Raw genomic sequence first — 11,007 nt, 5'->3', positions numbered from 1 at the left:
ACCGTTCCTCCACGCCTACAACTACCATCGCTGCCACACCGCACTCGGAGGTCAGCCACCGATCAGCCGTGTCAACAACGCAGCGGGTCAATACAACTAGATGTGCGGATGCAACAGCTGACGGACCTCGTCATCAGGGCGGGGACGGACGCGGCCGATGCGAAGAAGGTTCTCAGGCCAGTGCCGTACTCGGAGGTCGTGCGAGAAGCGGGGGCTCTCATGCCCATGGGTGCCGCCGAGGCCGAAGCCGTGTGGAGTAGCTGCAGCTCGCTGGCACACGGCGACCTTTACGGCACGCTCAGCGTCCTGGAACGCAACATCGTTGGCACCCAGGGACTCGTAAATCTTGCGCAGGTCACCAGCTCCCCCATGGTGCTGTTCTGGGCCGCGGACCGCACTGTCGCAATGATGCGGCGAGGTTTCGGTCTCTTCGAAGAACGCGCTACCTGCCACCGCTGACTGCAACTTCTCGACGGTGACCACATCGCTTCGGCGCCCTCGGCCGACTGGCCGCTCATTACACGTTCAAGAGGCACTGTCAGTGCCGAGGGAGACACTCAAGCCATGGGTACTGATCGTGAGTTCAGAATGGCCGACGGCGCGGAGCTTGTGGGCCGCCAAGACGAATCGTTCGAGATGCTGGTGAGTATCCCCCTCGACGACAGCGGTTTCGTAGGCCGACAGTGCCCGGACTGTTCGTTGGTCTTCCGCATGGATGCCGAGCACTACAAGGCACTACCTGATGACCTCACCTTGTGGTGCGTCTACTGTGGGCACCACACGGAGCACTCAGAATTCATCACCGAACAACAGCGCGACCGCGTCATGCGAGCTGCGGGTGACTTCGCTATGCAGACGGTGAGCCAAGAATTGGCCAAAGCGTTCGGCGGGATGTCCCGCGACACGCGCGGTAGCAGCTTCTCGCTTTCTTACAAGTCCCGCCCCTTCTGCCCTCGCCCGCTTCCGGAAATCGACGAGGAGCAACTCGTCCGCGTGCGCACCTGTGCCGGCTGCCAAAACGACTATGCAGTGTTCGGAGAACACCGGTACTGCCCCGTGTGCGGGCAACTCCCGGCAGCGTCGATCGCCTTCGATGCCCTGCAGGCGGATACCGCCCGGCTGAACGCGCTGGAGACCCTGCCCTCTGACACGAAGGCCCTCCTCCGCGAGCAGGGAGTCTTCACGCGCAACTGGGTCGACACCGTCGAGAACGTGGTCGGAGTCGTGGAAGCTCTGGCTTCGTCCCTCTTCCGCTCGGCCGTGCCCAACGCAGACAGCCTCCTGAACGGCAAAGGGGCCATCTTTCAACGCCTCGACCATATGGCCGACCTCATCGTCGCAGCAGGGTTCGCCGACCTACGGACGAACCTTGGCACGCAGACGTGGCTGCGCCTCCTCGAAACCTGGGCCGCCCGACACGTCTTCACCCACAACGACGGCATCGTGGACGAGAAGTACCTGACTCGGGTGCCGGGGTCATCCGCACGGATCGGCCAGCGCCTCGTGCTCACCGACACTACGTGCCGTCGAGCTCTGGACGACGCCAAGGCCCTGTGCGAACGCCTCATCGACGTGCTTCGTTAGGCGCCCGCGAGGGCACATCCAGGGCACATGAGCCTGGGAAACGGCGTTGAGCCGTGAGAAGTACCGAAGGCAGTTTCCGCAGGTCAACGCACACTTTCCCCAGAAATGCCAGGTCAGCGCACCGACGCGTTGAATCGCTGCACGGGTGGCAGGACTCCTCACATCGGCTGCACGAGGCTGGGCATGAGACGTACTGCTCAACGTGGTCCTGAGCTGGGCTTCCCGCAGACTGGGCGGGGCTTTCGAGGCCCCGCCCAGTCACGGCAGGAACCGAGGTAGGCACCGCCCGCGCCCCCAGCGGTAGCGGTCGGCCCCGCCCCTCCTGTACCGGTGAGAACCGGCCTGAGCGGAGTTCACGTATGGCGACGCGGCGACCGCTGGACAACGGGCTCTCCCAAAGCCATTGCTCCGATTTACTTGGTCAGGGCCATGGGCAACTTCGGCGCTGGCCGCGCCGCCTGTTCCGGTGGTCGCTCACAGCAGAAGGTCGAATACGGCTCGGGCCTCGTCCCAGTGCTGGGTCTGGGGGTTCTTCAGATCGGGGTGAAGGATCTTGAAGGTCTGGCCAAGGGCGAGGCTGAGTCCGCCCACGATGTCCGGGTAGGCCGCCTCGGTCTCCTCATCGGGCGTACGGTCCAGCGCGGGATGGGTGGCGAGCTGCTCCAGGATCGGCTTGATCTCTACTTCCTGGTCGATCTTCCGGAACTGGTGGATGCTCTCCTGCAAGCCCTTCGTGATCGGCAGGTCACAGGTCCGGATGACGTCGCGTCCGTTGGCCCTGGCAGTGGCCTGGGCGACGGTCAGCAGGTCGTAGAGCTTGGCGTCGACGAAGTCGCTGTAGCGCTTGAGATCGTTCTTGTCGACGTTCAGTCCTGCGGCCGCGCGAAAGAACCTCTCGAATCTGGCGATGGACATCACTGTCATGACGGCAACCTCCGGCTGCGGGATTCGGGCGATTTCCGGCCCCGGGTCTCCCGGCCAGCCTGGCCGACGGGAGCGCACCAGCGCATGCGCATGCCGGGCCCAATCAGGCTCCCCGTCTCGCCCTGTCAGGCCCAGGAATCCGATTGCCCGGGTTGCCCGGGGTGTCGGGCGGGCCTGCGGGCCCACAGGGCAGGGCCGGGAAAGCGCTCGAGAGAGCCAGGTGAGCAGCAGCCCAAGTGACTGACGCGGATTATCCCGCCCACCAGCCGTTACGCCACCGGGCGGAGCGTAGCGCCGGCGCCTGCACCCGCCGGCGGTACGGCCGGCAGGTGCAGACGGCGTCGGTGTTACCTCGGAGGCGCCTGCGGGCACTTGGGCTCGCGGGGCAGCCGACGAGGAGGTTCCCGTCATGCGGATGTCGTCTCAGGACGTTACGGTCGTGGCTCTCCTGGCAGACCCGTACGCGCCGACGGAGATCGCACAGCGCGTGGCCCGGACACTTGCCGCCCGGCTCGCCGACAAGTCGGGCCGGGAGCGACGTTTCGACGTCGAGGTGGTCAGCGAGCCGTTCACCTCGGGGACGGAGGACCCGCCCACCTTGATGCGCCGGATCAGGGACCGCGGGAGGGCGGAGAACTGGGACATCGTCGTGGCACTCACCGACCTTCCGCTGCACGCCCACGGACGCAGGCTCGCCGTGGATCTGAATCACGAGTACGGCTTGGCACTGCTCTCTCTTCCTTCGCTGGGGGGCCTGCGGCTGCAGACAAGGACCCGGCGTGCCGTCGAGGAAGCCGTGCTCGGGCTGGCGGGTCCACGGACCACGGCGGTCGAAGGGCCGCCGCGAGGTCAGCCGTCCCCGGGGCCCCTCGACGACAGTGTTGCGCCTGTTCATCCCAGCCCGATCGGTGAGCGGGAGGCCGACGATCTTCGGTACGTCGTCGGCGGACCGCGCGGTTACCTGCGGGTACTCGTCGGTATGGTCCGCGCCAACCGGCCGTGGAGGCTGGTGACGGGCTTGTCGAAAGCCCTGGCTGCCGCACTCGCCACCGGGGCCATCGCCACCCTCGACTCCACCACCTGGAGCCTCGCCGCAGCTCTGAGCACGCCACGCCTCGTGATCGCCATGGTCGGGTCCGTCGGGCTCATGATCGGCTGGCTGATCATCGACGGAGAGCTGTGGCACCGATCGGCCGAGGGCTCACCGGAGGCGAGGCAGAGGGCCCGGCTCTACAACGCCTCGACGGTCGTGACCGTGGGTATCGGGGCCCTCGTCTGCTATGTGGGTCTGATGGTCATCAACTTGGTGTGGGCGCTGTTCATCCTCAATGGACAAGTGTTCGCTTCCATGACGCGGTCCCCGCTGCACGCCACGGAGTACCTGACGCTGTCCTGGTTCGTCGCCTCGGTCGCCACCGTGGGCGGCGCGCTGGGATCAGGCTTCGAGAGCGACGAGGCGATCCGGGCAGCCGCATACTCCAAGCGTGAACAGGAACGTCGCGACAGACTCCAGGCAGAGCCCCGATGACCGGCCGCGACCCGAGCCGGAAGTGCGTCGGTGACCGGTGGCCCCTCCTGGGTCCTGCGGGGGTCTTCCTCGCGCGGGTGCCGCACCTCGACCAAGCCGTCACGCCCCGGCAGGGTGGGAAGGTCGGGCGCGCACCGTGAGATGGCTGCGAACCCTCGGTGAGGTCGTGCGATCCGGGCTCACGGTCGAGGAGACCCGGCTGGAGCCTCTGCTCGCGTTGCGCACGGCTGCGGGGGTCGGGCTGGTCATCGGGGCCGCGCTGTGGCTGGCTTCGCCTGCATTCGCCGCGTCCGCCGCCCTCGGTGCCTTCTCCGCGGGGACGGCCACCTTCCAGCGCACCTGGCGTCCGCGCAAGGTGATCGCGCTCGGCGCGGGCGCGGGCTTGGCGCTGAGTACCTTCGTGGGGTACCTGGCGGCGGGGCGACTTGTGACGTTCCTTCCGCTGCTGGCCGTATGGGCCTTTGCCGCGGGGATGGCGTGGGCTCTCGGATCGACCGCCGGGATCGTCGCGGCGACGACGGTCGGCAGCATGCTGGTGACCGTCACCCTGCCCACGAGCATCGGGCCGGCCCTTGAGTACGCCGGAGTCATCGCGCTCGGAGGCGTGGCGCAGGCCGTACTGATCCTCCTGTTCCCGATCCGACGATGGGGGGCTCATCGTGACGCGCTCGCCGACGCGCTGGCCGCTGTGGCCGACTACGCCCGTCGGCTGCAACACGAGCCGACTGCCCCGTTTGACCCGGAACCCCTTATGACCGCCCGGGACGCGGCCGCCGTGACGCCGTCGCAGGCCCGCACCCGGCCCCCCGCTCTCCACGGCCCCCGGGGCCTCGCCGAGCGCATCGTGCCGGTCGTCGCCGCGCTCGCCGACCCGGACGTCGGCGCTCCGGTGGAGGGGCCCGGGCGGGACCGTGTACGGGAGTTGCTCAGTGCGGCCGCTGACATTCTGGACGCTGCCGCGCGTTCGATCCGTCGCGGCACTCCCACCGAGGTTCCGCCCCGCAGCGCGGACGTCCTGAGCCTGGATGGGCAGGACGAGATGCTGGAGGGCCATGCCCGGCAGGCCGCCGATGAGCTCGTGAAGCTGCTCGCCGAGACGTTGGAAGTGGCCGGGGGCGTTGGCGCGCGCGAGAAGGCGCCTGCGTCATCCGACCCCGCGAGCGCCCGGTTCCTGGTGCGCCCGACCATGTTCCGGCTGCTCCCCGTTGTCGTCCGCGCGGTCCGCCGCGAGCTGCGCCGCGACTCGCCCGTGCTCCGGCACGCCGTCCGCCTGGCGGCGGTGGCCCCGCTCGGCTATCTCATCGCGTCCCCGCTGCCCGTGGGCCACGGGTATTGGGCGCCCATCGCCTCGGTGATGGTGATGCGGCCGGACTTCCACCGGACGTACGCGCGTGCGGTGGGCCGCCTCGCCGGCACCCTGGTGGGGGTGGCCCTCGCCACCGGGATGGTGCGGGCCATCGGCCCCGACGCTCATCTGTTCGGTGCGCTCGGGGTGGTCTCGGCGGCCCTGTCGTACACGCTGCTCCGTACCGGCTACGCGTATTCCCAGTGCTTCACTGCCGCCTATGTCGTCTTCCTGCTCGGCATGGGCGGCCACGCGTGGGAGCAGACGGTCCCGGAGCGGGTGGTGCTCACCTTGATCGGCGGGGCCCTGGCGATGCTGGCGTACGTGGTGTTCCCCGCATGGGAGACCCCCCGGCTCCCGGGACGGCTCGCGGACTGGCTCGCCGCAAACGGCCGCTACGCGGCCGCGGTGCTCCGCGGCTACGCCGAACCGACCCAGAGGCATCGCGCCGACCTGCGCAGCGCCCTGCTGGCGAGCCGGGAGGCACGTGCCGCCTGGCAGGAAGCCTACGACCAGGCGAGACAAGAACCCGTCCGCCCCAGGGGCCTGACATCCCGCGAGGCGGAGGATGCGCAGGAGGCGCTCAGGGGATTCGACCGAGCGACGATGCTCATGGAAAGCCACCTCCCGGCGGCCGGCAGTCGTTCCATCCCCGAGGCGGAGAGGTTCGCCGAGGCCCTGGAGGCGGACACCGCTCAGGCGGCAGACGACATGCGTGAACACAGAAACCCGGACTGGGGGCACGTGGCGGAGGCGCTCCACACATGGGAGGGCACCGCCGGGGACCGCAGCCCGGTACTGCGGCGCGGTACGGAACTGCAGAAGAAGGCCCTCGACAATCTTGCGACGGCCGTGAGCCGCACACCCCTGGAACGGGACGTCGGCTCTGCTCGCGAGGAGCAACGGGTGCGCGCGGCTCTGGCCGCGGAGGGTGACGGATCAGGACCCGCCCGCGGAGGCGGGTGAGGGTTTCGGCGTCGAGGACCGCGGCGTCCCCCGAGTCAGCCGGATCCGCCCAGCACGATCTTCCACACGCGGGTCGCCACCTGGAGGTTGAGCCGGTCCTCGACGTTCGCGAGGTCGTTGCCGCTGATGTCACGGATTCGCTGCAACCGATAGCGCAGCGTGCTTCGGTGGATCGCGAGGGACGCGGCGGTCTCGTCGTAGTTGCCGCCGCAGTCGAAGTACCGGGTCAGGGTGTCCACCATGGTCGCGTGGTGCCGGGCGTCGTACTCGATGAGCTGCCCGATCCACTCGTGGACGAACGCTTCCAACTGCTGGTGGTCGTTGCCGGGGCCGAGGATGCGGTAGAGGCCGAGCTCGTCGAAGAACGTCGTGCCGTAGCCCTCGCGGGACTGGCGGCGCACCTCCAGGGCACGCTGTGCCTCCTGATAACCCCGGGGAATGCCGTTCGGGGAGTCGCACGGGGCGCTCACCCCGATGGCCCCTGAATGTGTCCCCGTCTCCATGGTGAGCGCCTCGTACAGCGCGCGGGCGCGCGGCCTGGCGTCGGCGACCAGGACCACGTGATCGGAGCGCCGGGTCAGCAGCGAGCGCATGCCCTGGGCGGCGGCCGCCCGGCCTACGGTCTCCGCGAAGGAGTCGTCCACGGTGCGCTTGGACCACTGCACCACGACGATGTAGTGACTGCGGTGCAGGTCGTGGCCGATCGCCTCGGAGCGGGCGTAGGCGCTCGCCGTGTCCGTCCCGGCCAGGAGGTCATCGGCCAGCTCACGGCGCAGGCCCAGCTCGACTTCGGCAAGGTTGCGCATGTGCCCCAGCTCAAGGGCGAGTGACGTGGCGGCGTTTTCCAGCGCGAGCACGGTGTGCTCGTCCGCCTCGCCTCCGGCATCGATCAGGGCGAGCACGCCCAGGATCTCGCCGTGCGGGCGGACCAGGGTGAGCAGCCGGTCCTCTATCCGTACCGGCCCGGCCTCCCGTGCAACGGCGTGCAGCATCTCGTCCCGACGCACGGGGTCCGGTTCCGGATAGGGGTCGGGCCGGCTGGGGCCGCTCCAGGACCTCAGCCGACCGAAACGGTCCTCGACCAGCGCGGGGAGTCCGGTGAGGCCGTGGAGCGCCCGCGTGACGGCTTCCTCGCCGCCGCCCGCGGCGGCGACGTCGGTGATGAGCGTGTGAACGGCCCGCTGGTACCGCTGCTCGGCCACGACCGAGATGAGCTGTCGCTGAAGGGCGAGGCGTTCCCCCCTCACCCGGTGGAGCTCCACCGCCTGGTCACTCAGGCGGCGGTGTGCAAAAGCGAGCGACAGAGCGGCGGCGGTGTGCCGGACGAGCGTGCTCAGCAGGAATCGTTCCGCCTCGGTGGGCTCGGAATCGGACGTCACCACGAGGTAACCGTGGAGCCGCTGCAGTCCGCGCAGCCCGAGGGCGCGGCCCCAGGGCCTGTCGGGTACGGTCACCGGCCCGTCCTGGCCGGCCAGCTCCCGCACTCTCCGGTCCACCGCCGAGGGGTGATTCCGTCCGTTGGCCGGAGCCGGAATCAGACCGCCACCCCTTTCGACGAATCCGGCCTCGGCTCTGTAGGCCCCTACGGCCTCCACGTGGGCCATGGCCAGCCCGAGGATCTCGGCTTCGTCCAGAGTGTCGAGCAGAGCGTAGGAGAGCGCCGACAAGTCGCTGAGGGCACGGTCAAACTGGCCGGCCGATACTGGCCAGCCCGCCGCCGGGGCAGCCGCGGGAGCCAACCCGCCGCCCCGTGGGAGATCGTTCTCCCGGTCGGGACCACTGGAGTACGGATCCTGCACCCGGCTGGCGGCCATGGGATGGCTCCGTTCGCCCGAGCCCTCGGTGGACAACCGGACGGGTACCCGTCCGCGCGCCCACTCATTCGAAATACACGACTTGCACCGTCTTGTACCGACGGTGCGAACGGCCGCGGGCAATCTCGGCTCGCCAGGAGCAGGCGTGCCCCTTCTCGTCTCACCACCCTGGGGTGTGTCCGAGAACCTCAGTCCACACCGGCGGCAAGAGCTGGGCGATGACCGAGGAGCCCGCCCTACGGGCCAGGAGGTTCCGGTCGTCAGTGAACCAACGCGATCCGGAGAGTCGGCGCGGGCCGCCGGAGCAGGAGGAGATCCTCATGGCCAAAGCAGTGGGCATCGATCTGGGCACCACCAACTCGGTGATCGCCGCGTGGGAGGGCGGCGAACCGTCCGTCGTGCCCAACAACGAGGGCAACCGCACCACACCGTCCGTGGTGGCCTTCACGGACAGCGGTGAGCGCCTGGTGGGTCAGCTGGCCCGTCGCCAGGCGATCCTCAACCCGAAGGGCACCATCTACTCGGCCAAGAGGTTCATCGGCCGGCACTTCGACGAGATCTCCGACGAGGCCAGAGCGGTCGCGTACGACGTCGTCGAGGGCGACGGCGGGGCTGCCCGCTTCAAGGTGGGCGACAAGCTGTACGCGCCCGAGGAGATCAGCGCGCAGGTACTGCGCAAACTCGCCGACGACGCCTCCAAGCAGCTGGGCGAGCGGGTGACCGAGGCGGTCATCACGGTGCCCGCCTACTTCAACGACGCCCAGCGCACCGCCACCAAGGACGCCGGGCGGATCGCGGGACTGGAGGTGCTGCGGATCATCAACGAGCCGACGGCGGCCGCCCTCGCGTACGGCATGGACAAGAAGCAGCACGAGACGGTGCTGGTCTTCGACCTGGGCGGCGGCACCTTCGACGTGAGCATCCTCGACGTCGGCGACGGCGTGGTGGAGGTACGGTCCACCGCCGGCGACAGCCACCTGGGCGGTGACGACTTCGACCGACGTCTGGTGGATCACCTCGCGGACGACTTCCAGAAGGAGAACGGCGTCGATCTGCGCAACGACCCGCAGGCGCTGCAACGGCTTTTCGAGGCGGCGGAGAAGGCCAAGACCGAGCTGAGTTCGGTGACGCAGACGCAGGTCAGCCTGCCGTTCATCACTGCCGACGCCTCGGGGCCCAAGCACCTCACCGACTCGGTGATGCGCTCCACGTTCGAGCAGATCACCAGCGACCTGGTGGAGCGGTGCCTGGGCCCCGTCCAGCAGGCCATGGCTGATGCCAAGGTCGGCGAGAGCGACATCGACGAGGTCATCCTCGTCGGCGGCTCCACCCGCATCCCCGCCGTCCAGGCCCTGGTGCGCCGGCTGACCGGCGGCAAGGACCCCAACATGAGCGTCAACCCCGACGAGGTCGTGGCCCTGGGCGCCGCGATCCAGGCCGGAGTGCTCAAGGGCGAGGTCAAGGACGTCCTGCTGCTCGACGTCACGCCCCTTTCGCTCGGGGTGGAGACACGTGGCGGCGTGATGACGAAGATCATCGAACGGAACACCACCATCCCGGTACGCCGCAGCGAGACCTTCTCCACCGCCGAGGACAACCAGCCGGCCGTCGACGTGGTGGTTCTCCAGGGTGAGCGCGAGCGGGCCGCCGACAACCGGGTGCTGGGCCGGTTCCAGCTCACCGACATCCGCCAGGCGCCGCGGGGCGAACCGCAGATCGAGGTCACCTTCGACATCGACGCCAACGGCATCCTCGAGGTCAAGGCCCGCGACCGGGACACCGGCAAGGAACAGGGCATCACCATCAGCGAGAGTTCCAACCTGGACCGCGGTGAGGTCGAACGGATGGTCCAGGAGGCCGAGCGCAACCAGGGCGAGGACCAGGCACTCCGCGAGGCCGTCGACGCCCGCAACGAGCTGGACGCCGTCACCTACCAGGTCGAGAAGCGCCTCGCCGAACTGGGCGACACCGCCCCGGCGCACGAGAAGGCACGCGCCGAGATGCTCGTGTCCGACGCCCGGGCGGCGGTCAAGGAGGAGGCGGGCGTGGAGCGCGTACGGCCGCTGACCTCCGAACTCCAGCAGGTGCTGGCCGGGCTGGCGGCTGCCCAGCAGAGCGCCACCGCCGCGGGCGGGCCCGGCCAGGACACCGCCGACGGTGGTGCCGCCGGTGGCAGTGACGACGACGTCATAGACGCCGAGTTCGACAAGGACTGAGGCACGCCATGCCCACCCAGCCGAACGAACCCGACCGCGCCGCGTCGGACCCGGCCGAACCGACTCCGGAAGCCGTACGACCGCGGCACGGGGACGTGCCGCGTCCGGACCCGGCGCCCCGGCCGGAAGCGGCGCACGGCGCGTCGGAACCCGACGCCGACCACGCCGAGCCCGCCGAGCCCACCGACGACGAATACGCGACCGCGGTCCAGGAACTCGAAGACCGCTGGCGGCGCGCGCTCGCCGACCTCGACAACCTCCGCAAGCGTCACGCCAGGGAGCTGGAACGGGAACGGGCCGCGGAACGGTCCCGCACCGCAGCGGCTTTCCTCCCCGTCATCGACAACCTCGAACTCGCCCTCAACCACTCCGACGCCGCCCCCGGCGCGATCGTGGAGGGCATCCGGGCGGTCCGCGACCAGGCCGTGAACGCCCTCGAACTGCTGGGCTACCCGCGACACGCGGAGACCGGCGTCGCATTCGACCCGGCCCGGCACGAGGTGGTCGGCGTCGTCCAGGACCCCGACGCCGCACCGGGCACCGTCGTCGAGGTGCTGCGCCCCGGCTACGGCGACGATGAGACGCAGCTCAGGCCCGCCGCAGTGACGGTCGCGAAGCGGGAGTGACGGG

Annotated in this window: 8 protein-coding genes; 6 read left to right on the top strand and 2 right to left on the bottom strand. The window is 69.4% G+C overall.

The annotated features are described in order from the left end of the window. Positions 1-108 precede the first annotated feature (108 nt). Both AB0P07_RS33940 and AB0P07_RS33935 read left to right on the top strand, forming a co-directional pair. The gene (locus tag AB0P07_RS33940) at positions 109-459 is read left to right on the top strand and encodes a hypothetical protein (RefSeq protein WP_365557567.1); all 351 of its coding nucleotides are present in this window, start codon (positions 109-111) and stop codon (positions 457-459) included. Between the two features lie 105 nt (positions 460-564). Next, entirely contained in the window at positions 565-1,584 is a 1,020-nt protein-coding gene (locus AB0P07_RS33935; RefSeq protein WP_365557564.1) for a hypothetical protein, read from the top strand. Between the two features lie 474 nt (positions 1,585-2,058). Here AB0P07_RS33935 and AB0P07_RS33930 read toward each other — a convergent pair whose 3' ends face one another. Further along, positions 2,059-2,508, bottom strand: a complete 450-nt coding sequence (locus AB0P07_RS33930; protein ID WP_365557561.1) for a DUF1931 family protein — start codon at positions 2,506-2,508, stop codon at positions 2,059-2,061. A gap of 439 nt (positions 2,509-2,947) precedes the next feature. On the opposite strand from AB0P07_RS33930, the gene AB0P07_RS33925 reads away from it, so the two are divergent. After that, a complete protein-coding gene (locus tag AB0P07_RS33925; RefSeq protein ID WP_054103707.1) occupies positions 2,948-4,036 on the top strand; it encodes a hypothetical protein in 1,089 nt (362 codons plus the stop codon). Positions 4,037-4,172: 136 nt separating this feature from the next. Continuing rightward, entirely contained in the window at positions 4,173-6,347 is a 2,175-nt protein-coding gene (locus AB0P07_RS33920) for an FUSC family protein (protein ID WP_365557557.1), read from the top strand. 35 nt (positions 6,348-6,382) lie between these two features. Here AB0P07_RS33920 and AB0P07_RS33915 read toward each other — a convergent pair whose 3' ends face one another. Beyond that, the gene (locus tag AB0P07_RS33915; protein WP_365557554.1) at positions 6,383-8,161 is read right to left on the bottom strand and encodes a helix-turn-helix domain-containing protein; all 1,779 of its coding nucleotides are present in this window, start codon (positions 8,159-8,161) and stop codon (positions 6,383-6,385) included. 320 nt (positions 8,162-8,481) lie between these two features. Between AB0P07_RS33915 and dnaK the strand changes: the two genes are divergently transcribed. Both dnaK and grpE read left to right on the top strand, forming a co-directional pair. After that, entirely contained in the window at positions 8,482-10,377 is a 1,896-nt protein-coding gene (dnaK, locus tag AB0P07_RS33910; protein WP_365557552.1) for a molecular chaperone DnaK, read from the top strand. 8 nt (positions 10,378-10,385) lie between these two features. After that, on the top strand, positions 10,386-11,003 hold the full coding sequence (gene grpE, locus AB0P07_RS33905) for a nucleotide exchange factor GrpE (RefSeq protein WP_365557551.1): 618 nt from the start codon (positions 10,386-10,388) through the stop codon (positions 11,001-11,003). The last annotated feature ends 4 nt before the right edge of the window (positions 11,004-11,007 follow it).

Origin of the sequence: Streptomyces sp. NPDC085944, from assembly GCF_040686295.1 — a bacterium.
Classification (GTDB): domain Bacteria; phylum Actinomycetota; class Actinomycetes; order Streptomycetales; family Streptomycetaceae; genus Streptomyces; species Streptomyces salinarius.
This window is presented reverse-complemented; position numbering and strand designations above follow the sequence as displayed.

Coding starts and splice junctions, on each gene's coding strand:
- AB0P07_RS33915 (WP_365557554.1), bottom strand. CDS start 8,161: ATGGCCGCCAGCCGGGTGCAGGATCCGTACTCCAGTGGTCCCGACCGG.
- AB0P07_RS33935 (WP_365557564.1), top strand. CDS start 565: ATGGGTACTGATCGTGAGTTCAGAATGGCCGACGGCGCGGAGCTTGTG.
- grpE (WP_365557551.1), top strand. CDS start 10,386: ATGCCCACCCAGCCGAACGAACCCGACCGCGCCGCGTCGGACCCGGCC.
- dnaK (WP_365557552.1), top strand. CDS start 8,482: ATGGCCAAAGCAGTGGGCATCGATCTGGGCACCACCAACTCGGTGATC.
- AB0P07_RS33940 (WP_365557567.1), top strand. CDS start 109: ATGCAACAGCTGACGGACCTCGTCATCAGGGCGGGGACGGACGCGGCC.
- AB0P07_RS33930 (WP_365557561.1), bottom strand. CDS start 2,508: ATGACAGTGATGTCCATCGCCAGATTCGAGAGGTTCTTTCGCGCGGCC.